General features: G+C 35.3%; 20 protein-coding genes and 1 tRNA gene. 7 read left to right on the top strand and 14 right to left on the bottom strand.

The features are described 5' to 3' along the window. Positions 1-33 precede the first annotated feature (33 nt). A complete protein-coding gene (locus ACM40_RS17345) occupies positions 34-846 on the bottom strand; it encodes a 2,3,4,5-tetrahydropyridine-2,6-dicarboxylate N-succinyltransferase (protein ID WP_048504063.1) in 813 nt (270 codons plus the stop codon). Positions 847-1,029: 183 nt separating this feature from the next. Next, on the bottom strand, positions 1,030-1,602 hold the full coding sequence (locus tag ACM40_RS17340) for a C40 family peptidase (RefSeq protein ID WP_117614896.1): 573 nt from the start codon (positions 1,600-1,602) through the stop codon (positions 1,030-1,032). Between the two features lie 154 nt (positions 1,603-1,756). Here ACM40_RS17340 and ACM40_RS17335 point away from each other — a divergent pair, with 154 nt between their 5' ends. Continuing rightward, positions 1,757-2,404 carry a hypothetical protein gene (locus ACM40_RS17335; RefSeq protein ID WP_048504062.1) on the top strand — a complete coding sequence of 216 codons (648 nt, stop codon included), beginning with the start codon at positions 1,757-1,759 and terminating at the stop codon, positions 2,402-2,404. Positions 2,405-2,444: 40 nt separating this feature from the next. On the opposite strand, the gene ACM40_RS17330 is transcribed toward ACM40_RS17335, so the two are convergent. After that, positions 2,445-2,813: a hypothetical protein gene (locus ACM40_RS17330; RefSeq protein WP_048504061.1), complete on the bottom strand. Its 369-nt coding sequence runs from the start codon at positions 2,811-2,813 to the stop codon at positions 2,445-2,447. 426 nt (positions 2,814-3,239) lie between these two features. Between ACM40_RS17330 and ACM40_RS17325 the strand changes: the two genes are divergently transcribed. Then, positions 3,240-3,923 (top strand): hypothetical protein, encoded by a 684-nt coding sequence (locus ACM40_RS17325; protein ID WP_048504060.1) that lies wholly within the window; start codon positions 3,240-3,242, stop codon positions 3,921-3,923. A 43-nt stretch (positions 3,924-3,966) separates the two neighbouring features. Here ACM40_RS17325 and ACM40_RS17320 read toward each other — a convergent pair whose 3' ends face one another. Then, positions 3,967-4,773: an AraC family transcriptional regulator gene (locus ACM40_RS17320; protein ID WP_083996897.1), complete on the bottom strand. Its 807-nt coding sequence runs from the start codon at positions 4,771-4,773 to the stop codon at positions 3,967-3,969. Between the two features lie 441 nt (positions 4,774-5,214). Between ACM40_RS17320 and ACM40_RS17315 the strand changes: the two genes are divergently transcribed. From ACM40_RS17315 to ACM40_RS17295, 5 genes are all read left to right on the top strand, one after another. Further along, complete coding sequence (locus tag ACM40_RS17315) at positions 5,215-7,578, top strand: TonB-dependent receptor (protein WP_048504058.1); 2,364 nt, start codon at positions 5,215-5,217, stop codon at positions 7,576-7,578. Positions 7,579-7,703: 125 nt separating this feature from the next. After that, a complete protein-coding gene (locus ACM40_RS17310) occupies positions 7,704-7,940 on the top strand; it encodes a hypothetical protein (protein WP_048504057.1) in 237 nt (78 codons plus the stop codon). 66 nt (positions 7,941-8,006) lie between these two features. Continuing rightward, entirely contained in the window at positions 8,007-9,323 is a 1,317-nt protein-coding gene (locus ACM40_RS17305; protein WP_048504056.1) for a radical SAM/SPASM domain-containing protein, read from the top strand. Next, on the top strand, positions 9,310-11,523 hold the full coding sequence (locus tag ACM40_RS17300; protein WP_083996896.1) for a peptidase domain-containing ABC transporter: 2,214 nt from the start codon (positions 9,310-9,312) through the stop codon (positions 11,521-11,523). Before ACM40_RS17305 ends, ACM40_RS17300 begins: the two co-directional genes overlap by 14 nt. A gap of 186 nt (positions 11,524-11,709) precedes the next feature. Further along, positions 11,710-11,783: transfer RNA gene (locus ACM40_RS17295), tRNA-Ala, on the top strand. Between the two features lie 420 nt (positions 11,784-12,203). On the opposite strand, the gene ACM40_RS17290 is transcribed toward ACM40_RS17295, so the two are convergent. The 10 genes from ACM40_RS17290 to ACM40_RS17230 all read right to left on the bottom strand — a co-directional run. Next, positions 12,204-12,677 (bottom strand): hypothetical protein, encoded by a 474-nt coding sequence (locus ACM40_RS17290; protein WP_048504054.1) that lies wholly within the window; start codon positions 12,675-12,677, stop codon positions 12,204-12,206. A gap of 7 nt (positions 12,678-12,684) precedes the next feature. Then, a complete protein-coding gene (locus ACM40_RS17285; protein WP_048504053.1) occupies positions 12,685-13,218 on the bottom strand; it encodes a hypothetical protein in 534 nt (177 codons plus the stop codon). Beyond that, positions 13,182-13,727, bottom strand: coding sequence for an RHS repeat-associated core domain-containing protein (locus ACM40_RS20880; RefSeq protein WP_048504052.1), 546 nt, complete (start codon positions 13,725-13,727; stop codon positions 13,182-13,184). Before ACM40_RS20880 ends, ACM40_RS17285 begins: the two co-directional genes overlap by 37 nt. An 810-nt stretch (positions 13,728-14,537) precedes the next feature. Beyond that, the gene (locus ACM40_RS17265) at positions 14,538-15,659 is read right to left on the bottom strand and encodes an RHS repeat-associated core domain-containing protein (protein WP_228376208.1); all 1,122 of its coding nucleotides are present in this window, start codon (positions 15,657-15,659) and stop codon (positions 14,538-14,540) included. Positions 15,660-16,232: 573 nt separating this feature from the next. Then, on the bottom strand, positions 16,233-17,582 hold the full coding sequence (locus ACM40_RS20875; protein WP_048504047.1) for an RHS repeat domain-containing protein: 1,350 nt from the start codon (positions 17,580-17,582) through the stop codon (positions 16,233-16,235). 171 nt (positions 17,583-17,753) lie between these two features. Beyond that, positions 17,754-18,170 carry a hypothetical protein gene (locus ACM40_RS17250; RefSeq protein ID WP_048504046.1) on the bottom strand — a complete coding sequence of 139 codons (417 nt, stop codon included), beginning with the start codon at positions 18,168-18,170 and terminating at the stop codon, positions 17,754-17,756. A 123-nt stretch (positions 18,171-18,293) separates the two neighbouring features. Beyond that, complete coding sequence (locus ACM40_RS17245) at positions 18,294-18,752, bottom strand: hypothetical protein (protein WP_048504045.1); 459 nt, start codon at positions 18,750-18,752, stop codon at positions 18,294-18,296. Positions 18,753-18,759: 7 nt separating this feature from the next. Next, positions 18,760-22,164 carry a DUF6443 domain-containing protein gene (locus ACM40_RS17240; RefSeq protein ID WP_053077126.1) on the bottom strand — a complete coding sequence of 1,135 codons (3,405 nt, stop codon included), beginning with the start codon at positions 22,162-22,164 and terminating at the stop codon, positions 18,760-18,762. Positions 22,165-22,175: 11 nt separating this feature from the next. Then, the gene (locus ACM40_RS17235; protein WP_048504044.1) at positions 22,176-25,202 is read right to left on the bottom strand and encodes a hypothetical protein; all 3,027 of its coding nucleotides are present in this window, start codon (positions 25,200-25,202) and stop codon (positions 22,176-22,178) included. A 198-nt stretch (positions 25,203-25,400) separates the two neighbouring features. Next, a partial coding sequence (locus ACM40_RS17230; RefSeq protein WP_048504043.1) for a T9SS type A sorting domain-containing protein occupies positions 25,401-25,994 on the bottom strand: 594 nt, incomplete at its 5' end.

Here is a 25,994-nt window from a genome sequence, read left to right as displayed (position 1 = left end):
AAATGAAACTTTAAAATTTAGAGGAAACATAGCTTATACGGCTACATTATTCTCTCTCAAAGCATCATTAAGAGATGTTTTTTTATCTGTAGATTCTTTTCTCTGGCCAATAATCAATGCACATGGAACCTGGTATTCTCCTGCAGGATACTGTTTCGTATAACTTCCCGGAATTACTACTGAACGGGCAGGTACTCTTCCTTTAATCTCAACCGGCTGATCTCCTGTAACGTCGATAATTTTTGTAGAAGCAGTCAATACCACATTAGCCCCTAAAACAGCTTCTTTTTCTACATGAACGCCTTCTACCACGATACATCTTGAACCAATGAAACAATCATCTTCAATGATCACAGGGGCCGCCTGTAATGGTTCCAGTACACCACCGATACCTACACCACCACTCAGGTGAACATTTTTACCGATCTGTGCACAGCTTCCTACTGTAGCCCAGGTATCCACCATGGTTCCTGAATCCACATAAGCCCCGATATTCACATAAGACGGCATCATAATCACTCCTGAAGCCACAAAAGATCCTTCTCTTGCGATAGCATGCGGTACAACTCTTACTCCTTTTTCAGCATAGTTTCTCTTCAAAGGAATTTTGTCATGAAATTCAAACGGACCTACTTCAATAGTTTCCATTTTCTGGATCGGGAAATACATTACTACAGCTTTCTTCACCCACTCATTCACCTGCCATCCGTTTTCCTTAGGCTCAGCAACACGAAGTTCTCCGGAATCCAATAAAGAAATAACCTCTCTTATCGCCTTCTGGCTGTCTTCATTCTGTAATAAATCTCTATTATCCCAAATGTTTTCAATTGTTTGTTGTAACGACATGTTTCTTGTTTAAATTAATTTGAAAATTATTCGCGCCAAAGATACAAAAAAGTTCAGCAAAACAGTTTGATCATGTATGCTTTTAATGTTGTGGGGATGTCTATATGTTTAAGGATAGCAGAACTAAAGAAAATTTTTACAACAAATTTCCGGATGAAGAGAATAGAAAATTTTTACAATAGTTTACAACACTCTCTGGGCATGAAGGTAGGCTTTGTTCCAGTATTTTTCGTTTAATGAAGAAATAATAACTCCTTTTGAAGTGGAAGCATGAATGAATTTCACTTCTCCATCTGCTCCGATATCATGAACAATTCCTACATGAGAAACTCTGCTTCCTCCGGCTGTGGCGAAAAAGAGGAGATCACCGGGTTTTACTTCTTTAATATCAATTTTTTTACCGGCATCGGCCTGATCCGCAGATCTGCGCGGAAGTGAGAAGTCATTTTCTTCAAAAACTTTTACGGTAAAACCGGAACAGTCAAAACCTGATGTGCTGTTTCCCCCGAATTTATAAGGTGTTCCGAGATATTTCTCAGCATCTTTAAGAATATCACTGACAGATCTGGAGATACTTCCGTCAAATCTAGAATCCAGTTTTCTGATGTTTTCAGCTTTTGCAACGGTTTTGGTTGCTGTCTTTTTTTTGGAAGATACATTTTTTGATGATCCGCAGGAAACTGTAATAACAGAGGCCATCATCAGAACGGAAAGCTGCTTTATCCTTAAGTTTTTTTCAAATAATCCCGGTATCATAGTCATCTGATTTTAAATGAAGTAACTAATTATGTGACAAATATACATTTTATATTTTAATTATAATAAAACTATACTACAACTATATGATAAATATATGTTAAAATTATGAGTTCTTATATTTATTAGTATATTTGGAATCCAATTTGGTGATATGGCAACGTATGAAAGTTTAATAAAGATCAAAGGCAGTGTAGGCGATCTGGTTTTTTACAGTCTGAACGGAAAGAACGTGGTTCGTAAAAAGAGCGGATTCAATAAAACGGCTTTCAAAAAAAGCCCTTCCTATGAAAAGGTAAGGCAGAACAGTTCTGAGTTTGGACATTGTTCAAAAGCAGGAAAAACGATACGAGGCTGTATTGAAAAGTATATCCGGGAAGCTGGCGAGCCTTTGCTCTATCAAAGGTTTGCAAAGCTGATGACCGCAGTCAAGGATTGTGACACTGTTTCAGAGAAGGGCAAAAGAACTGTACAAAACGGACTTATTACTGAGGAAGGGATGCACCTTCTTAAAGAATTCAAATTTGGAGAAAAGAAGAATTTCAGTGCAGGAACTTATATTTCCGAAGAAAAGGAAGACATTATTCTGAATCTGGATGGCCGTCTTTCAGCGGGTGAAATAATTATGGTTACTGTACATGTAGATCTGGAAACTTACACTGCAGAATTTTTTGAAGAAAAGATACCCGTAAGCGAAGACAGGGAAATCCTTTTTAAAAAGCATTTCCAGGAAAATAAACCTCTTCTCTACTTTTTAGTGTTTAAGAATAAGGAAAAAATTTCCCATATGGGATTTATTTAAAAATAAAAAAGCCTGCAGTTAATCTGCAGGCTTTCTTTTTTTATTTTTTGTCTCCTGTCCAGGTCCCGTATCTTGCGGGGGTAGGAACAGCGTTTGACCAGTTTCCGTTTCCTTTTTTATCTCTTGAAAGCGTGCCTTTGAATTCTCCATCATCAGGCAAACCGACTACAGCGGTAAGATCTCCGGTTTCGGTTAAATTCCCGGAAATATTATAATTTTCATCATTGACTGTAGAGTGCATGGTACCGGTTACTTTACCGTCGCTGGCTACCACAAGATTCCAGGTTCCGTCATCGCTTCCTGTATACTTTCCTGACCATGTTCCTATATAATCATAAATAGTATCGTCATCAGAGCTGCATCCGATAAATAAAAAAGCTGTTAAAAGAAGTAAAAAAAGTTTCTTCATAGGTTCTAATAGTTTATAAGCTAATCAAATTTTATTGTTGTTTATTCATTTCTACTAAAAAAATAGAAGACTGAATTATTTATTTTTTTTGCCTTGTTCCGTGCAAATCTACTAATTTTTTTCATTCAGATTATCTGAATTTTAATCAGGCGTTTATATTTTTATGAATTAGTGCCTTATTTTGGCTAAAATACAATTATTTACTAAAGAGAAACAAACAATTATACCCTATTTCAGTAAAAAAATTTCACAAAACACTGTCGTTTATATATTGTATTGATTCACCGTGTTTATTTTTCTTTGTTAATTTAAATTTATATTACTCAATCATTTAAATTTTAATTAAATATAAATTATTTTCGCATTTATAAATATTTCTTACTTTAGTGAAAAATATATAATTTTACTAAAACCTTAATTAATACCATGAAAACAAGACTATTTATTTTCCTTACAGTTATTTTATTCAGTAGTACAAATTCTCAGGTAGGGATTAATACTTCTACTCCATCTCATACTTTAGATGTGAACGGGCCTGCCAGAGTAAGAGCATTGGCCAATACCGAAAGGAAAATTGTTGCAGCCGATGAGCAGGGAGTTTTAATCTTAATTTCACCTGAAGAAGTCTTTTCTCCCAAAGCATTGCTGAATACTTCCACATCAGCCGCTGAACAAAGACTCACCGTTTATGAAGGAAAATGTTTTCAGCCTGCTGATAATGCTTCTTCCTGTACAGTAAACGTTAACCATTATAGCTCCTGTGCAGGTTTCACCAGGGCTGTAGATACCAAGATTGTGGTAGGCCAAACCATCAATACGGTGAACGGACAGTTTTTAGGAACCTGGTCTGCCCGTTTCATTGATAATAAAGGCTATGTGGGAGGAACAACAGCTGCTGAACAGGTTGCTCCGGATTATCCGAGAATCTCCTATCCTTCTGCCAATACAGCCAATTATTTAGGCAGCGGATCTTTTTCCGGACAGTGTAACGCGGATCTGGCAACAACCATCAACCAGGCAACCGGTGATATTAAAGTGGAATCTGTGAAGAGAAGCATGTTTGCCCATCTTGTCTATCTTTTGTCAATCTCGCGTTCAAAGAGTAACTAAAAAAATTAGCCCTATCCAATGAATGTGGCTAATTATTTTAAAATCATACTTTATCTAAATACAATCTGGTGATATTTTTAAAGGGAAAGTGATAGGTTCGGTGAAAAAATTTATACATATTGCTATATTCAGCAAACCTGTGCTTATATACAATTTCTTTTATCATCAGCTTTGAAAATATAAGGTCCTCCACTACATCCATCATTTTTAGCTTAATGGTAAAATCATAGAAAGTGGTCCCAAAATACTGCCGGCAATCCTTTTGAAACTGCTGATAGCTTAAATTATTAATCTTACTCAGATTCCTTATATTGACAGACGGATCCAATTTGAACTTTAAAAGAACGTTATCCAGATAATTTAAATTGTAGGTATTGAAATTAATCTGCCTTGTATTTAGTGTAAATTCATGTAAGAAGCTTAGTGCTGTTTTGGCTGAATGATCAATTAAACAAAGCCCGAAGACTGTAGAAAGATCTGAAAAACTGCTGTAGAAATTCAGATGTAACGGGATAAAACTATATCCGGAACCTGAACTTTTATCAAGCTTAGCCTCTATTACTTCAGTCAGGTAAGAAATAACTTTTTTATTTAGCTGAATATTGCTGCTTAATCCACTATCAGGGTGATAATGTATCTGTATTTCCCGTACAGAATATAAAAAATCATGCGGTACAATATCAAGAGCCTTGAATAGGGCAATATGGGTTTCTATAACCACATCGGTATAGCCACTCACCTGTTTTTCAAGCAAGTCATCATGGTTTTTACTATTGGATAAAAATTCAGATAATAATTGTATTGCCTTATTGACTCTTCGCTCAATCAGAGAAAGGAGTTTGACATTCATAATGGTTTGTTTTCATAGTTAGGTTTAGTTTTATGTATTAAATCACTTCATGGCGACTAATATATATTAAAAATATGTTAAAATCCAATATATTTTGAAATAAAATCAATTAAGTTTTTATTTGTGGTACCTAAAACAAAACATGGCCATGGATTTAATTAATTTTTTCTGTCTACAATTGGATAAGCACCACAAAGACTATTTAAGATTTTCTCAATATTTCTCCTTATTTTTTTCACAATAACAGGAATTGTCAATTATTTTTTATTATAATATCACCTAAAAGTGATATTAATAACTTATAACCCAAAAAAGTATAAATATTTACACATTTATAACTAATTGTTTATTAAATACTTATACTATTAACCCTAAATAAATATTATTTTTTTTTTGAATATTTAAAAAATATTATTTCCTTAGTCGGAGAAAAAACTAGAAATGACCAACTCAAAACTTCTGCTTACGGCACTTGCCTTTGGTATGTTATCCAACATGGCAGCTGCTCAACAATATACACTTAGCGGAAGTGTTGTCAATGGTCTGAATGGTGATCTCCGGGATACCAATCTGCAGGTTAAAAATAAACAGAGCCAGCTTATTGTAAATGCTCAAACAGATCCCTCGGGTAAGTTCAAAATACTTTTAAGTAAGGGAGCGTATACACTTCTGATTACTCAATTGGGAAAGAAATATTACGAAAAATCAATTGAGCTAAACGGAGATGTTGATTTAGGAACGATTACCATCAGTAACAATATTTTACTGGAAGGTGTGGTTATCAACGGGCAGAAACAGCTCATTGAAAGAAAAACAGACCGTTTGATATTCAATGTTGAAAAATCGGCATTTGCTGCCGGTGGAAACGGACTGGATGCCATTACGGTAACACCGGGACTTCTGGTAAGCAATGAAACCATAACAATGCTTGGAAAAAGCGGAATGGGATTTATGGTGGACGGAAGAATCATGAACATCAGCGGGGATGCTCTCATCAGTTATTTAAAAAGCATTCCGAGCAACGACATCAAAAGCATTGAGGTCATCACCAATCCCCCATCCAAGTACAGTGCGGAGGGAAATAGCGGACTGGTCAATATTGTTTTAAAAAAATCACGGGCAGATAATTGGTCGTCCACCGTAATGACCAGTTACCAGCAAGGGAAATATGCACAGCAGTCCTCTTCTGCCAATTTAAGTTATAAAAAGAAAAAGCTGTCTTTATTTTCTAACCTGAATTACAGCTACGGCAAGTATTACGGGATGGAAGAGCTGGAGATTAAGTATCCGGAAACCTACTGGCATTCCGATAAAGAGTATCAATATAAAATAAATACATTATCCGGACGGATTGCAGTGGATTATGACCTATCCGGAAAATTTCAGATCGGAGCAATGTATAATGGAAGCTTAAGCAAACCCATCACAGAAGATGATGATTTATCTCTGGAAAAGAATCCATCCTATGCCAACCAATATCATACAGTTGGCAGAACTGAAAGAAAAAGACAGCTGCACACCGTCAATGTTCATACGATTTATAAAATAGACAGTTTAGGGAAACAGCTTAATCTTGATTTTGATTTTTTCACCTACAGAGATAAAAGTGACAGAAATTTTGATGTATTTCTAAATAATGCTGCCACTTTTGAGAGCCGGAATCAGAATAATGCAGTACAGAATATAAATAATTACTCTGTAAATCTGGATATGGAACATCCTACGAAGACGGTCAAATTAAATTACGGAGCCAGAGTGTCCTTTTCGAAGACGAACAATGATCTTTATTCGGATATACGGCAGGTTGGTTTTTTGCAGCAGGATCTTTTCACATACAGAGAAAATACACAGGCTCTTTTTTTCTCTGGTGAAAGGGAAATTGGGAAAAAAAAGGAATGGTCGGCCAAATTAGGACTAAGGATTGAAAATACTCAACTGGAATCTGAGAATGTTTTCATGGGGAATAAAAATAATACCCATTATCTGAAGTTCTTTCCTACGGCATATCTTCAGTATAAACCTACTGAAAACAATACCATTTCGCTGGATTATGGCAAAAGGATCTCCAGACCGTCATTCACGAATCTGAATCCTTTCCGCATCTACAGCAGTCCGTTTAGCTATTGGGAGGGTAATCCGTCATTAACGCCGTCCTACACTCATAATATTGAACTGAACTATATCTATAAAGATTTCCTTCAAAGTGTTTTATACTGGGAAAAGATTGATGATATGTTTGGAGGGATTGTTTTACTGAACAATGATAATGTGACGCAAAGGGTAACCCAGCTTAATTATGCACAAGGACAAACGTATGGCTTCCGGCAGACGTATGTTTATAAAAAAAAGAAATGGCTGGAAAGCTATATAACAGGATATATTGGTTATCAGAAGTCAACATCAGAGATTTATCCTTTAACACCGAAGGAAATTGAAGGTTTTTTCAGTATGATTGCCCTCTCCGGGAACTTCTTAATCAATAGTACGATGAGCACGGGGTTTAATGTATTGCACAGATTCCCTAATAAATCTATAGATATGGTTGAGAATAAAACCAATACCCTTTTAGATTTTTATTTTAAAGCTAAGCTTTGGAACAAGCTGGGACTTGTATTATCAGTTAATAATATACTTAAGGAATACCAATTTAATTCAGTATCCGAACGGAGCGGCAACAGGACGTATACCAACGGATATTATGATTCCAGATATGTAAGGCTAACATTAAACTATTCTTTTGGAGGACAGATTAACGTTAATCAAAGAACTTACCGGAATCAGGAAGAAAGAAACAGAACCAACTGATTTGTTATTCATTGGTGTATTGGCCAGTACACTTAATGGATTATAGATATGCTTGCAAGCAAAGTCCAAAAAACGGTTAATGACTTTAAATATTTACCGAATACTAATTACAAATCTTTATTATCATGAAATCAACAAACGAAAACAAATTCGACATCTCAAAATTTACTCAAGAAAATGACACTGTAAAAGGAGGTTTTTCAAAGGCATTAGGAGGAACTAGTGCGGGCTTTGCTGGCGCAGCTGGCTCAAACATTGGAAACTGCCCTACTACAAACAGTGGAAACTGCGTAGCAGGTTGCGGTGGTACTACTCAGCCAACCCAACCCACTCAGCCAACTACGTCTACATCTATACAGTAAGTAATACTTTCCTGTAACTAAGGGGCAATTTCTGCCCCTTAGTCTTTAACCAAAAACAAACTAACTATGAAATACAGCCAATTCAACTCAATTGTGCCTTTCAATAATCAGTATGCTCTGTTTAATTCCTTTGAAAAGAAAGTGATTATGCTGGAGCCTGAGCTAAAGGAACTTTTAGAAGCAGGAAAAAGAGATGGTATTGATGAACTTTCTGAAATTCATCCCGAGTTCTATGATTATCTGAAAGAAGAATATTTTCTTGTAGACGAAAACGTTAATGAGGTTCAGAAGGTAAAAGAAATATCAAAAAAAATAGATAACAATCCCAATATGTTCTTTTTGATTGTCAATCCTACGATGAATTGCAACTTCAAATGTTGGTACTGTTATGAAACCCATATTAAGAAATCAAGGTTAGAAGAAACCGTGCTGGATTCCGTTAATAAATTTATCACGAAAACCGTTTCTCAAAAATCTATAAAAAGCTTCATATTATCATTTTTTGGAGGTGAACCGTTGCTGTATTTTAACAGAAATGTAACTCCAATGATCGATCACCTTGTTGAGGAATGCAAAAAATACGATACGGAATTTAATATTGCCTTCACAACCAACGGGTACTTACTGAATGATGAATTCATTAATTATTTTGTCGACAGAAATCTTGAAGCAGGTCTTCAGATTACCTTCGACGGATATGGAGAAGAGCACGATAAGGTACGTTTTGTCAATAAGACAAGAGGAAGCTATAATGAAATTGTAAGCAACATAAAGAATCTGCTGAAGCATGATAACTTTTTTGTTCGCGCAAGAATTAATTACACCCACGAAAACATTCATAACTGTTTTAAAATCGTTGATGAATTTTCTTATTTAAGTGAAGAAGAGAAAAAGAAAAAACTGCTCTTTGACTTTCACAGGGTATGGCAGGACGATGAACCGGACGGAACCAATATAGTAGCCGACGAGAATGCCGAAAAAATGAAAACCAAAGGGTTCAATACAAAAGTGATGTATTCTATCAACAATGTTCAGGATCCTTGTTATGCTGATAAAAGAAATAGCGCAACCATTAATTATAATGGCGATTTATATAAATGCACAGCCAGAGATTTTCTTCCTAAAAACAGAGTCGGATATCTTACCCAGGACGGAGATTTGGTTTGGGAAAACAATCATCTCGAACGCCGTATGGAAGCAAAATTTAAAAACAAACCTTGCCTGCAATGCAGATTATTACCCTTATGTAATGGCGGATGCAGCCAGCATGCAGTAGAGCATATTGAACTTGGTGATGAATATTGTATCTATAACGGCGATGATCATGAAAAAGATAAAGTAGTACTCAGCAAAATAGAAGAAATAGTGAATGCGTTGGCCTAGAAATAAATTTACATTTTACCACCAGCTGCAAAGTACAGATTGTGCTGCAGCCTGTCTCGCTATGATTCTCAGCTATCATGGCAAAAAAAAGTATTCCTTTACTTTTGTAAAATCTTTATTTGAATTTACCCGGGTTGGGGTTTCCGTAGATGATGTTGTAGCAGCATCAACGAAAGCCGGACTGAAATCTACTCCGGTACAGATCACCATTTCCGATTTAAAAGAAATTCCGCTGCCGGTCATCTTATTCTGGAAGCAGGATCACTTTGTAGTCCTGGAAAATATTGAAGAAAAAAACAATCAGAATACTTATTTTTTAGCTGATCCCGCCTACGGAAGAATTAAACTGGATGAAGACGGTTTCTCTAATGAATGGCGTGGAACAGGAGATAAAGGTATACTTATTTATTCTGAAAAAGATCCTGAATGGGAAGCCACAAAACTACCCACTGACAAACCCGAGAGTTTTTCAAAATCCGAATTTTTCGGGGAAGCTGTCAACTATATTAAAAGCCGTAAAGGAAGCTATCTTTTAGCCATTTTCTTAATTATTATCGGGTTGCTGATCAACAGCAGCATTCCCTTTGTCTTTAAAAATATAATTGATGAAGGGATATTGCAGAAAAACTCCAATCTTATCCTTTTTTTGCTTGCCTCACAGCTCGTATTGTTTATTTCCAGCTTCATCAGTGATTTTTTCAGCAATTTATTACTGACCAAAATCAACTTTAATTTAAGTATTTCACTGAAGAGCAACCTTCTTAAAAAACTGATGAACCTGCCGATCCATTACTTTGATACAAGGTTAAATACAGAAACCCTCCAAAGAATCAATGATCAGCAGAAAATTCAGAATTATGTCACATGGAAAGGGGTTGATTTTTTAATCAGTATCCTGAATATTCTGTTATTCGGAAGCATTTTATTTTATTTCAGCCAATGGGTTTTTATTGTTTACCTCGTTCTCTCGGTGATGAGCGTTGCATGGATCTTTTTGTTTCTTAAAAAACGTGCTGTTCTTGAATATGCATTATTTCTGAGACAGTCGGAAAACAGTAACCATATTTATGAATTCATCATGAATATGCCTGAAATAAAAGTAAATAATGCCCAAACATTTTCCATCAACAAAATACTGGCTATCCAGAAGAAACTCAATTCAATTGAACTGAACTCTCTATTTCTGAATATGTACCAGCTGGTTGGTGTGAATTTTTTATCAAAACTTAAAGAAATCACAGCTATTGGTATCTGTGCTATTTTAATCATGGACGGGAAAATGAGTTTAGGGGTTCTGATGAGTATTTCCTACGTTATCGGGCAGCTTTCTTCTCCCATCAACAGGTTGGTCAGTCTGGTAAAAGATACCCAGGACGCTGAAATTGCCTCAAAAAGAATTGGTGAAATTTACAATGAGCAAGAGGAAAACCTGACGAGAACGATAAATCTGACATCGCAGGTTAATACCCTTTCCATTAATCATATTTCCTTTAAATATCCCGGGAATTTCAATCCTTTTGTTTTAAACGATATCAACTTCAAAATCCTTCCCAATAAAGTAACGGCCATAGTAGGTTCCAGCGGAAGCGGCAAAACCACTCTTCTTAAAATATTATTGGCCTACTACCCTGTCACTTCCGGGAAAATATTACTTAATGGTATGGACCTAAACGATGTATACGCAGATCAATGGCGCAAAAAATGCGGTATTGTACTCCAGGACGGCCATATTTTCAGTGGTACACTTGCCGAGAATATTGCGTTTACCGAAGGCAAAATTGATCATGATAAACTAATGGAAGCTGCAAGAATTGCATGTATCGATTCTTTTATTGAGTCCCTTCCAATGGGTTATAATACCAAAGTTGGTAATATTGGCATTCAGTTAAGTGGCGGACAAAAACAGCGTATTTTAATAGCCAGAGCTGTCTATAAGGATCCTGAATTCCTATTCCTGGATGAAGCAACTTCAGCACTGGATGCGGAAAATGAAAAGCAGATCTATAATAACCTCCAGTCTTTCTTTGAAGGCAGAACAGTTGTTGTGATTGCCCACCGTTTGTCAACCGTAAAAAATGCCGACCAGATCATCGTTCTGAAACATGGAAAAATTGCAGAAATAGGAAATCACTATAAACTGGTGGATACAAAAAATGAATATTTTAACCTGGTGAGAAATCAGTTGGAGCTGGGGAATTAGGATAATAAATAATTTTTAGAATTTATGTCCTCAAAAGATCACCGTCTATTATTTTGTATTTGAAATACTTACCAATTTTAACATGGAAAACCCAATGATACTCTGCTATTATTAATTAAAAAAATAAGATAAAATATTTGGAAATGTAATTTAAATACTTACTTTTGTACCGCTTTAGAAAGTAAGGGGGAATTAGCTCATCTGGCTAGAGCGTTAGACTGGCAGTCTAAAGGTGACGGGTTCGATCCCCGTATTCTCCACTTGATCAAAGAGTTGCATTTTTTGCAACTCTTTTTTATTGTATAAATTTATAGTTTAAATTGGATTTCGTTGGAAAGAGTTGTAATTCAATCATTATCATCTTGTTATTCAATATTTCCTATACATTTTTCTCTGGTAATCATAAAACCCTTCTGCTGTTGGAAATAATTATAGCTCAGGATTATTAGGGTTTTGATATTGGATTGGGATCAATATAAAACTACTGCTCAATGGTTTATTATAACTTCACCACACGATGTAATCGTGCGGCAGCGAGGGGTAAAATCCATTTTTCCAGTTTATCTTTGCTTATGAGTTCCAGGTTTTTGTTCTTTTTTTTGCAACTCTAATCTTAAACAAACTAAACTGCAAAGTATTTTATAAAACAACAAAGCCACTCAATCGAGTGGCTTTGGTATTTATCTCTGAGTTCTCCCTGTCCCATCAGTAGCATAACCTTCTAAGATATTTATACTTAAAAAAGAAGCATCATTATTTATATCGGAAAATTTTTCAGCATTTTCTTTATAAATTATAGGTTTATACTTTTCTTTATTTGATATGTAATCCTCAAACAAATACTTTTTATTTATAGGGTTAGAAGATTTATAATCGTAGTTGGATTCTTTACTCAATAAAATAAGATGTGGTAATTTATCACTATAATATATCGTAAGATAGCCAAGGTTTGAAGTCTCTATATAACCATCTTTTGGTTTTGTAATCCCATAATATTTACCCGGAATCAGATAACAAGTTCCTCCATATCTTTTCCACATCGTAATATATTGTCCATTGGTTGCTTTGAAAAAAGAACGACTTTGATCATACCAAACAAATAAAGCTCCTAAAACTGCAATCAATATAACGAAGACTTTCAGTATTCTTTTCATAATTAAATTATTTGGGTCCACGTAATGGATTTGAGGATTGAGACTTATAAACTGCGGCACGCCTACTATCATAATTTTTATGCCCGAGAGTATGACCTACTTTTTGAGCCATTTGAGTGGTTTGTCCTTCAGTAGCAAAAGTACCTTGCTGCTTGCTTTGGAGAGCATCAAATCCTAATCTTGCGGTTCCCCAGGTTAAACCATTATTTCCGGCAATATAGCCTGCTCCAAAGTTTCCAATATCTCTAGCAGAAGCGATAACAGAAACGTTATCTGTCTTATCTCCAGTATCTACTGAAAACAAAACACCACGATAGCTATATTGTTGCACGGTCATTCCTTCAGGTCTTTGATCAGTTCCTCCAGCTTCTCCATTAGGACCATTGGTTTTAAAATCATATTGTTCATTACCTTTACCGTTCGCCATATATTTAATAATATTAGGTTCATTAGGGCCCATCAAGTCATTAAGAAAATCGTTACTGCTCAAATCACCAGGACTTATCACAGCCCCTTCAACAGCTTTATTATCGTCTCCCATAAAGAACGTGGAGTCAGAGAGTTCGCGATATGCTGAGATGTATTAATATCATAATCCCCTTTGTCATCTGCTAAATAAATTCCATTATTTCCATCATCTTTGGCATTTACGACAGTGTATGTCCCATCTTTATTATCCTTTACTCCAGTACTTGTCACGCCATGTCCATCAGGATCAATAAATCTTATTGGGTTATTAACAGCATAGTTGTATGGTGACCATCTTCGGTATTGTTCCGCCAGTGGATCAACAGTTCCCCACCGTCCAATATCCGGCATATACATTCTTGCGCCATAATCATACATCCCAGTCTCCTGCAATTCCTTGCCATTGTACTTATAATTTTTATAACTACCCGCCCCAAAATAAGCATTCCCAGTTTTCAGATGATTCATTCCAAAAGGATAATAGTCGTTAGCATCTGTTATTTCAATACTGCCTGTACTATTATTTCTTGTGTAACTTACCCTTACATTGCCTAAATGATCCTTATACTGGTAAATATACATTTTTCTTTGATAATCATAAAACCCTTCTGCTGTCGGAAATAACTATAGCTCAGGATTATTAGGGTTTTGAACAATAGGATCTATTGGAGTGGGATCAATATAAAACTACTGCTCAATGGTTTATTATAACTTCACCACACGATGTAATCGTGCGGCAGCGAGGGGGCCCCTCATATTCTAATTTAATAATATCATAAGGTTGCGTATATCTACCACCTTTTAGTGAATATATCTCTTTTCCACAAAAATCTAATTTTTCAATTTTATCTATGAAAAATTTATGCTTTACATTTATGTTATTCATATTTTCCATTATCCCAAAACAGGAGAAAGCAAAGATATTGAAACTAAATACACCAACTGCAGGATAATAAAAACTTCCCACCTAAGAGAAGGGAAGGAAGTTTTTTTGTATCATATTTTATTGAAGTTTCCTAAAAAGAGCTAATTGGAACTATTTGGTGCTAAATGGAATATTATTTTTGTATCCTTGTGGAACTGGTACTTTCTTTAAAATAATTCCATGAGCTATGGTACTGTCAAGTTTATTTCCTCCATAGATTAATAAAGTGTCTTCTAGGATTAAATGAAAGTCCTTATAACAATTTGTACAATGATAAATAGTATCTTTTGAAGTTTTATCAATTAATATAAGTTCATTAGGAAAAATCTTATCAGAATAATTTGAATATGTATATCCCTCTAAAAAATAACTTTTAGTCTCGATTCTTTTATAAATTTTTTTTTCATCCTTACAACTGAATATCAATAAAAAGAAGGAAAAAAATGTAAAATAGCGAAGTAATTGCATTAGTCTTTTTTTAGTTTTTGATTAGTAAATTGATGAAAGTAGCCTCTATAAATATTCGTACCTGAATAAGTATGTTCTCCATAAAAAGGGAATCCTTCATTGTATCCATTTCCATTAAAGAAACCACTTCTATTATTTTGAAATTGATTGTACCCTCCTACAGCTTGCATTGCATATCTATAAAAATCATCTGCATTTGCAAATTTCTCTTTGAAACTTGCATTGTTTTTATATTTATCATAAATCTTCCTCATATTATATCCAAAAAGAATATTTGAAGCAGCTCTTAAAGATGTAATATTTTTACCTGCTTTTACTGGAGAATATAAATCTAATCCGAGAGATACTTTTAAATCTAAAGACCCTCCATTTCTTGAAGAATAGGCGAGATTCATTAAATCAAGATAAAAATTATCTATATCATTATTCGTATTATAATTGTATTTATATATTAATGCCCCTAGGGTTGTAGACGTATTAAGAGTTATATTAGAGTTATCATTATTCTTCGCAACTCCATCAAATTTTCCTGTTGCGTCATTTGTAAAAAGAAAATCAAAAGAATTATTTAAAGTTCCAACTCTTTGACTTTTCTTAATGTCATAGTTTCCATTTGCATCAACCAAATAAATCCCAAAATCTCCATCATTTTTTGCACTTACAATTTCATATTCTCCTTTCTTATTTTTTGTAACTCCAATACTTGCATGCATTTCAGGTTGTTGGGCTATCATTCCTGTTGGGTCATTAAAAGATATAGGATTATTGTTTGCATAACTATATGGTTGAAAAGTAGCATCGCTTAAAGGGTCATGTGTTCCCCACCTTGCTACATCAGGCATATAAAACCTAGCTCCATAATCATACATTCCTGTCTCTTGTAGCTCCTTTCCGTTGTACTTATAATTTTTATAACTACCAGCCCCAAAATATGCATTGCCAGTCTTCAAATGATTCATGCCAAAAGGATAATAGTCGTTAGCACCTGTTATTTCAAGAGATCCTGTGGTATTATTCTTTCCATAGCTTACCCTCACATTTCCTAAATGATCTTTATACTGGTAAATATACATTTTTCTCTGATAATCGTAAAACCCTTCTGCTGTTGGAAAGAATTGCAATTCAGGATTATGAGGATTCTGAACAATCGGATCTATTGGGGTGGGATCAATATAAAACCACTGCTAAATAGCAATGGTTTATTATAACTTCACCACACGATGTAATCGTGCGGCAGCGAGGGTATATTTTATTGGATAAAAATATTGTCTCTGAAATTTTAGATATACAAAAGCTAAAAGAGAACGACAGACAACATGTCTTCGCTCTCCTTGATGCATTCCTTAAACAAACTAAATTGCAAAGCATTTTATAAAATACCAAAGCCACTCGTTTGAGTGGCTTTGGTATTTAGTTATCTTTCATTAATGGTACAAAATAAAAATAGAATATAAATGCTAACAAAGGCAAGCAAAATATAATATTCCAAAAATTTTTCTTTTCAACAATGAATTTTATAAAAAGATAAACAGATGCTATAAACCCTAGTACATTCATCGGAAAACAGAAAAAGATATATGTTCTCTTAGCTGTACTACTGTATGTATAAACTATCCCAAAAACTTCTATCAATAAGTAAATTCCAAAATTTATAATAAATATTAATAATGGGATAAAAGCTATTTTTGATACTCTTATTTTTTCCATCCTACTCTGTTATAATTATATCCATTAGTTATTGCTCTTTGGTCTGCTACTGTATCTTTTCCTTTTCCAGTTAAAATACTACTTGTGTTTGCTCCATTTTTCAAAACATCCAAAGGAGCACCAATCATTTGGAATGCTTTTCCTGTCATAAAGTTTCCAGCATCATAGACATTATATAATGTATTAGATCCTTCAAATCTTATAAAGCCTCCTGCTCCGTCTGGTGGTGTTGCACCACCTCCCTGTATAGGATTATATGCATTATCTCTTTTTTGAACTAAAGCAGACATATCTCCTGCAAAATCAAATGCTCCGTGTCCAAGCCATCCCATATAAGTCATCCAAGGGAACATCATAAACGATTGCTCTCCAAAAGCCTGAAGGTATTGTGCGGTATCTTTTATACCTCCTATTCCTAATTTATTGAAACTGTCCGCCATATCTTGAGCTGGATATGGCATATATAAACTGACTTCTGCATCCTGTACTTCATAGTCTGTCATTGTTCCGGCATAATCAACAAGTGCCTGTAGCTGTTCTTGATCAGCAGCAGAATCACCCATATTTAACTGATTTCCCTGTTCATCGACTACAATGTGTGGTCCTTCCTGAGGGGTAATAGATTGAACATAGCCCTGTGCATTAACTTTAATTATATCTTCATTCTGCCTTCCATCCGGATCAATAAACCTAACAGGATTGTTGTAAGCATAATTGTAAGTACTCCATCTTCTAGATTTTTCCGCCAGTGGATCCACAACAGCCCAACGTACGATATCCGGCATATACATTCTCGCACCGTAATCATACATTCCTGTTTCCTGCAACTCCTTGCCATTGTACTTGTAATTTTTATAACTACCTGCTCCAAAATATGCATTACCTGTCTTTAGGTGATTCATTCCAAATGGATAATAGTCGTTAGCATCTGTTATTTCAAGAGATCCTGTGGTATTATTCTTTCCATAGCTTACCCTCACATTTCCTAAATGATCTTTATACTGGTAAATATACATTTTTCTCTGATAATCGTAAAACCCTTCTGCTGTTGGAAAGAATTGTAACTCAGGATTATGAGGATTCTGAACAATCGGATCTATTGGGGTGGGATCAATATCAACAGGAGGACCAATTGTAAATGCCTGCACTTCTAATGCCCGTTGTGTATCCATCGGAGCCATAGAGAATAGGTCTTCGGATGCCCCGCCACCTGAAGATGTTATATTCAGATACTGGAACCCGTCAAGATAATCGGTAATTTCTTTTGTCCAGGTTGCTCCGGCAACTCCTATCATTGTTTTTGTGCTTTCTTTTCTTAGTTTGATTCCATCTGGCACATAAGTAAATTTCTACTTGCATAAGCATTCTAATTTTCTATTAAAACAATAGAGTGATCAAACGACCACTCTATTCTAGAAGATTACTACTTATTCATAAGTAAGAAAATCAACATTTTTGAAATGTATCTTATTTAAAAATTAGTTCAATAGATACAACTATACTATTTATTAGTAATAAGTACGTGGAGTGTTCGATAAAAACAGATCAACAGTGGTATTCTTTTTACTAACATAAATATATTTATAATTTTCAATATCCTTTTTCTTCAGAACAATTTTCTGCTTTTCAATGTTAACAATCAACTTTTCACAGTTCGATTTTTGTAAGTAATAATCGGCTAAATTTATTGTATGATCTGTTGTTATACTCTTATTAAACACTTCCTTAGAATCACATTGCAGAGAAACTTTTTCATTATCAAAATTATTTTCAAAAAAGATATTGATAAAATTTCCTTTTATATCTATCTTTTTTTGTAATTCTGTCAAATTAGGTTTTCCATTTTCTTTGCTTAAAGTATAATTATGTCTTTGTTGACATTGGCAAAAAAATGAAACGATTAAAAATAAAATAACTTTTTTCATATTTAGTCTTGGTCAAATGGTGATATAGATTGATTTTATTTCTAGTTATTTCTTAAGAACTCCATCTGTTCTTATTTAAATAAAAAATTAGCGTATCGAAGCAATACGCTAAATTTCATAACCTTATTTTTTAATTGAATCAAATTGTTCTTTAGATATAATTCTCTTTTCTAGCATATCATTCAGCCAGTTTTCAGCCTTTTGTTTCGAAGTTTTATCCATTGATGAAATATCTATTGAAGAATAATTACTAAAATCAACTTTAATATCATATTTTTCACAAAGAGCTTCAAAATAATCTAAATACGCACTTTCGTTATTAAATTTCTCAGCCATTATTTTTGAATAATACATTAATGTGTCTGTTCTATCCCTTTTATTAGAGTCTTTTAAAAAGTAAAAAAGTTCACTATAGGCCAATGTATCTCCTTTGGTTTTGACGAGATTAACTATGCTGTCATAATTTGAAATAGAACTCATTGTAGTTACATTGTCTTGATTCATTGGAGGTTCCAATGTATTTACTTTTTCTTTACATGAAACTATTAATAAAGAAACCATCAATATTATTAAACTTTTCATATTATAATTAATTAAATAAATTTTTAAAAAAATTTCCCTTTTCCTTTTCTCTCCCTGCAGGCTTTGTATTACCTGGTTGTTTATTTGTCCGCTCTCCATTTTTAAAACTATTCCAATATCCAAATTGTTTTGTCTGCTTTCCATGTTGATCTCTTGGAGTGTTTGGCAAATATTCACCATTATTATCTGTAAACTTAGTTACCTGTGGGCCAATTTCTTTGCCATTTAAAGAAAAGCCGTCTCTTTCGTCTGGTCCAATTATAGTCACTCCTTTCATTTCCTGAGACTTAGATATTTCAGAAGCAACAGGATCTTTAACATTGCCATCATTATCAAGTGTATATCTTCCCGTTCTACAAGAATGCAATACAATTGTAAAATCTTCCTTACTTTCTGAATTTTTCCATAATTCGCTGGATTCATTCAAAATATTATTCAGGCTAGCTCCTGTCTTTATTGTTCCTAAACCCGCTTTTTTTTCTTTTGCTGAAACATTTTCATTGTAAAATTCTGTTGGGTTACCATGAGCAAAAACGTGGATTGTTTTGGTATTAGGATTGTCGGCATATGTCCCATTATGTGCTACTTTATTTATAGTAATATCTTTAGTTAATACAACTTCCAAACCTTCCAGTTCTCTACCATCAACAACTCTGTTCTCCGAGAAATTATAATGCGACTGATAAGCATATTTTTCACTTAAAGGATCTACATTAAAAAATCTACCCAATTCCGGAATACTGTTTCTCCATTTAAAAGAGCTCCATCCTGTTTCCGTTTGCTTTTCCTGTCCCTGGAAACCATAAGTATAACTGGCTAACTGAGTATTTACCCCTTGAAAACCTTCATATTCCATTCCCAGCTGATAGTAATTGGTTTCTCTATCTATAACAACTGCATCAACGCTGGTACTCTGGTAATAGGCTAGCCTAACATTACCCAAATGATCTTCATAGTTATAAACGTAACGCTTTTTCTGAAAATCATAATATCCCTCGGCTGTCGGAAAAAATTGCAGACTGTTAAGACCTCCTTTTTCCAGATACTGAAAGCCATCAAGGTACTCAGTAGTTTCTGTAAGGACTATACCACTTCTAGGGTTAAGATAACTAAAATTCTTCTTCAGTTTAACCCCATCAGCCCGGTACAAAAATTGCAGTTTCGTATTAGTATCTGTAAACTTTACCTCCTTAGGCAAATTTAGAAAATTATATGAAATACCGGTGATGTCCTTATCCAAATGATCGGTCATATTACCATTCATATCATAATTGATCGTATTTCCACCTGTAGGATAGCCTGATGGATTGGTATTTTCATCAATTACCTTTTTCAGCCTGTTGCCTTCGTACACCTGATACTTCAGATCATCAATCAGCAGTGGAACATTACCATAAGCCTGGTATCTTTTCAAAGTCTGGATATTTCCATTAAGGTCATAGGTAAGCTTTTCGGTATAGCCATCATTAACGGGGGCTGTAGCACTTGGCTCACGATAGGAAGCATCCAAAAGCCTTTCTAATTTATCATACTTATAAGCGTATCGTCTCAGGAAATTTCCGTTACCAGTTCTCCAATCGAATTCCGAAATATTACCGTTGTATTTTGCAGGAGCAGCAGAACCATCAACAGGGTTTTCATATTTAAGTTCGTAGGCAAACAGTTTTTCTCCAAGATTCGCAGGATTATTAACTTTCGTTACCCAGCCCCGGATATTGTAAGCGTAGTCTATGGACTGTAGCGGTGTTCCAGAAGTATTTCCAGTCTTTTTATTGGTAAGCTGGCCAATCTCATTGTAAGTATTTTCAGCCAGTAATTCTTCAGCATTGGTGTCTACCTGATGATAATGCTTTACCAGTCTTTTCTGATCATCATAGATAAATCTTTCTTTTACTTTCACTTCAGTATCAGCAGCACTTCTTTTGTGGGAAATATAGCTTTCTCCTGTCTGTCCGGTAAAATCAAGTTTCAACTCCTTGTTGGTATAACCGCCAAGATGATTGACAGTTTTTGTACTTACCAGCCTTGCTTTGGAATCGTAATAATTATAGGTTTTTGTCCAGTTGTTATCTTCTATATTTTTTAAGTAAGAAGCGGTTAACAGGCTTTTTGTAGAAGCATCATTACCAGCTCCCAATGCCTGTGGCAATGTGTATTGTCCCTGAACGGTTTGTGGTACAGCCGGCGCTTCAGGCGGGTAAGTGTCATAATAATTTACCGAAAGAAGCGTCATACTTCCTGTAGGAAATGCCTGTTTGCTATAATAGACATCGATTCCCTGTAGGTTAAATGGGCTTGCACTTCTTTTTTCATTATTGTAGGGATTGGCAGCCATGCTGTTGAGTGCATACTGCATGGCCCGTCTGGTTGCTGTATTGGAAAAAAAGCCTGTATAAACCACTCTGCCAAATTCATCATACTTGGTAAAGATCCAGCCTCTGCTTCCAAAATGATTGGTTGTTGTTCTTAAGATACCGTCCTGGGTCAGAACAGGTCTGTCCTGTTTGTCATAGACTGTAAACTCCCAATCTTTTCCAGGCAGCTTTTTCTCAACTTGTCTGTTTTGCCCGTCATAATTGTATTGATAACATAAATCTTGAAGGATAAGCGTAGTTACTATATTACCTCCCTGCTCAATCTGCTGTACCGCTTTAGGTGGAATTACATAGGCTATCTGGTTATACTCGTTGTAAGCATAATAGGTATCAATATTTTGAGTTCCATCAGTACGTCTTACAAGAACAACCTGTCCTTGACCGTTCTCGAACTGAACTACAGGGGTACCATCTTCATCTGACACTGTATTTTTATACAGGACACCTGCTGGATAATACCCTGAATTTTCAGAAGATACTTTCAGTGAAGAGCCGGTACCTGAAACATTATTAGCGGTAATAATGGAAGTCGTTACCACAAACTTTTTGACCTCGTTTGCAGCATTGGCTTCATATTTATATTTTTTGACGTGTCCGGCTGCCAGTTTCCATGCTTCTCCGGCCTGTCCCTGCTGAATTACTCTATCCAGAGGAGACTTCTCAATTTCCTTTTCAGCAAAGGCATTGGATGAACCATAATAGTTGTTGGCCGTATTTTCATTGGTTATTCCCGAATGATATGCCGAATTTAAAGTGGATGCCGGAACCGGAAGAATATCTTTCGGCTGTCTTCCATATACATCATAAATAACGGGAGTAACCAGGTCATTTCCTGCAGGCGAAGCTTTTACACTAATGATCTGTTTAGGTCTTCCCAATCCATCAAAATAAGTAATGGCTTCGGATTTCTTACTGCAATCCCCGTTTAAACAGGTCCTGGCTTGTACATAATTTTCTGTTAAACTCTGTGCTTTGACTACTGCTGTCAGGAGCAGGATGAGAACAGAGAATATATTTAAAATGAATTGTTTTTTCATAAGTGGTGTTTTTATAGTTTGTAGTTGTAGCTAAACTGTTTCACAATTCTATAGACGTAGTTCCCGCCACTGTCTTTCTCCCTGATTTTAACTTCCTTAAGCCTATTGGCAGTATCATAAACATAAATCTCCCTGATCCCGGAAGGTGGTGTAATACTGGTCACGCCAATTAAAGGATCATATGTGAAAGTAGTTACCAGCCTGTCTGCCAGTATCGGCATTGTTCTGAATCTCTCATAAGTATCAAGCAGATTGGATTCCTGGTTAGGATCTGCTGCGTCTAGATCTGAGGCAGCGGACATCCAAGGTACTGTGTTTTCAATAGCACTATAGGCTATGCCCTCTACTTTTGCAATAGGCTGTGTCTGATTGTATCCCCATATAATGCTCACAGGAACACCATCTTTTGTCCTGTACTGTAACAGGTTGCCTTTACTATCATATTTTTCATAGGTAAGATCGGTTGCGGATGTGCTATCAAGTACATCGTAAGATTTTTCCAATACTGGAACTACCAGATTGCTAGTGTCGGCATTCGGAAGAGATAGCGGATAAACGGTTTCTTCTTTTGAAAGCATTGTGGTGGTGGTTCCCTGAGTTTGTGTAACGGATGTTTCCAGGGGAATCCCCACCATGTTTTTAGCGATCATCAACTGGTTGTTCTTTTCCAGGGCATAATCATAGCTTGTTTCGTTGATAATTCCATCCGGCAAAGTTGTTTTTTGTTTCTTAAGCTGATAATGTGAAGGATTTGTATAGAAATATTCCGTTTCGGTTTTTACAGGCTGTCCGTTACGATAATCAGTTGTTTTCTGGTTCTTTAAATAGGTAAAACGGCTTATATTCTTATAGTATACTGCATCCAGATTTTCAAAGCCATTCCATGTCCCGTCATTTAAAATAGGCTCAAATGTTTTACGTCGGTCAATTGCTCCCATATAGGAAGTTCTCGAAGTATCTTCTGTAAAATTATATTCGATTTCTTTTAAAATGGTATTGGCATTATCTTTATAAACAGTCAGAATTTCTTTTCCGTTATCCCACCCGGAATTAGTCCAGGGAGCTGATATAATTGAGTTCCCTTTAATTGGATTCCCCCAGTAATCTTTATTAGAATTGAAATGATGAACAATTTTTCCATTTCCTTCAATTACTTCTTCAACCGTATCGTAAAATATATTGGGATTAAAAGAAAACAGTCTTCCGATATTAGAGGAAGTAATGGCGATGTAGCTTGAAAATATAGGCATTGTTCCCGAAGTACCACCCCCTAAGCATACAGAACCTACCCTTCTTTCTTCTTTAAATAAAGGTTCTCGCGTTACATAGGTAGAATGATCTCCGTTGTCTCTGATATAATTATACTTTCTGGTAATGGGAAGACCATCGGTTGGGGTATCAACAGTTGATTTAATTCGGTATCCGCCTAATAAAACATCCTGTAAAACATATTGATCATCTTCATTGTAATAATAGATCTGTGCGTATGCATCACAGCAGGCAAACATAGCTGTTAAAACAACTTTGATAGATTGATTTTTTTGAACATTTACAAAAATCGTACTGCTGTTCCCTAAAGATGATTCGGAGTCTCCAATAAGGTTTCCTGCCATATCAAAAACTTCTATGCTACCCTTTTGTCTCTCTGTTTCAAGATTAGGGCTTCCCTGGCATACGCCATACGGATAAAGATAATTGGCCACCCTGATTTCTACTGGCCCTGTTTTTTGAGGAGTTATGATAATTTCATTTGTTGTTGAGTAGGTATTTAAAGTATGGGTTGAAATTCCAACATTGACTCTTGGTGCCGGTACAAATACGTTATCTTTCTTGATATGGTTTTCATAGTTTAATAGGGTATTTCCTCCTGTAGGATAGGTAACTGTTTTTAATAAGCCATAATATCCAACCTGTGGAATGACTGCCTGATTAGCCCCATCATAGTCAGGTCTTTGCGGGTCATCACTTCTAAATATTTGGGGTACAAGCGTACTATTACTTATCCCGTTATAATATCCCCACATATCTCTGGAAAAGCTGAGCCTTGCCGGAAGCTCTTCGGGATTATAGTAGGCAAACTTATGAGAAGAATTGCTTTTATTATTGCGGATCTCAGTTAAGAATAATCTTGAAGAAGCAGTCGTTAAATAATTTAAACTTAAATCATCTACAACTCTGCCATTATTGTATTTCTTTATATTCGTCAGCTTTGAATAATCTCCGTTTTGATTTGAATAGGTAAATTCAATAGAGCTATTGTTTGAATCATATATTTTTTTTATCTGTTTGCCTGATACTTCCTGTTCGGAATCTGCAATAAGGCCGATATTATCTGATGGTAAAATGAAATCTACCACATCACAGTAGTTTCCACCATTTGGGCCTGATCCTACATCTCCATATTTCTGTTGTCCAGATGTTGTATAGGTCATACTTTGAGATTGTGACAAAGTATTGGTATAGCTTACATCCTGATATTCTAACGTAAGTGTTTGGCCGTTTGCTGAGACTACAGAGGTAAGATACCATGACTGCGGATATTGTGAAGGAATTTGATGCCCGCCGACATTCAGGGTTCTATTTAGCACATTTTCTACAGCATTAAAATTATATCTTACTCCATTATCCAGAATAATTGAAAATAAGTTTCCACTATCATTCCTTTTTATTTTGTAATCTTTTTGGTCGAGCATAAAAATGTTTCCGCTTTTATTGATCAGAAATTTCACATTATTACCCACAAAATTGGCAGTATATAAATCTGGCTGGGAATCAAAATCGTCTATTTCACAAAATTTGAGATATTCTGTCATTTGTGTAGCCGGGCTTTCCAATAGTGGTACGTCACCACTATTGTAGCTGCTTTCCTCATCAGGTTTATCCCTTATGGTTCTCGTGATTACTCCACCGGAGATAAAAGTCCATCCTAAACCGACAGCGCCATTCATTTCATCAATATTAATTCCGTTGGAAGAATAGTTTAAGGAAATAGGAATACTCGTTCCATCCACACTTAATTCTGTAATGGGAATGTTCATATTAGGTGCTCCGTAAACATTCCGATTGGAATATTTCCGTATTGGCTGAATTTAAATGACTGAGGTGTTGTTGGTAAAATCTTAGGAATATGTTTCCCTGCATCATTTGTATTTTTAGTATAGTCCTGATTATTGCTTTGACTATACAATAAAGCTGAAAATATGATCCCAGCTAAGGTTAAATTTTTTCTCATTGTGTTATTTCTTGATCAGTTTAGCACTTGCCGTTTTATTATTATCCGTTTTTATCGTCACCAGATAAGCCCCCTGAATTAAATTCTGCGTATTGATCTTGGTTACTTTGTTTTTGGTCTTCAAGCTTTGAAGCTGTCTTCCTCCCATATCATACAGCATAATATCAGATTCCTTGAAATCAAAGCCTATTTCCACATAAGCATAATCTGAAACCGGGTTTGGATAGATTTTTATATCCTGCTTTTCAATTAACTGATCAAGCTGCTTATCTCCCAGCTTTATAATCTTCCAGTTCTCTTTTCCCAATTCTTCTGCACTGGTTCCTGCAAGAATGATGGATCCGTCTCTATTCAGCTTTATATCAGATAATCTTTCTTCCCTTTTTCTGGATTCGCCTTTCACATGTTTTCTCCATTTTTCATTTCCATCCTGATCCAGATACAGCATCCAGAAGGTTTCGTCATCAGTCTGTATTTTTCCTTCTGCCTGGGTATAGCCACCGAGTAAAATTCCTTTTGTGACATCTTGATTCTTGGCTCTTGATTCTTGACTCTGAATAACACTGGTTCCCATCAGGATATCTCTGTTCCCGAAATT

This window comes from Chryseobacterium sp. BLS98 (genome assembly GCF_001045445.1).
Lineage (GTDB): Bacteria > Bacteroidota > Bacteroidia > Flavobacteriales > Weeksellaceae > Chryseobacterium.
The sequence above is the reverse complement of the archived record's forward strand: the minus strand, read 5'-3'. Positions and strand labels throughout refer to the sequence as shown.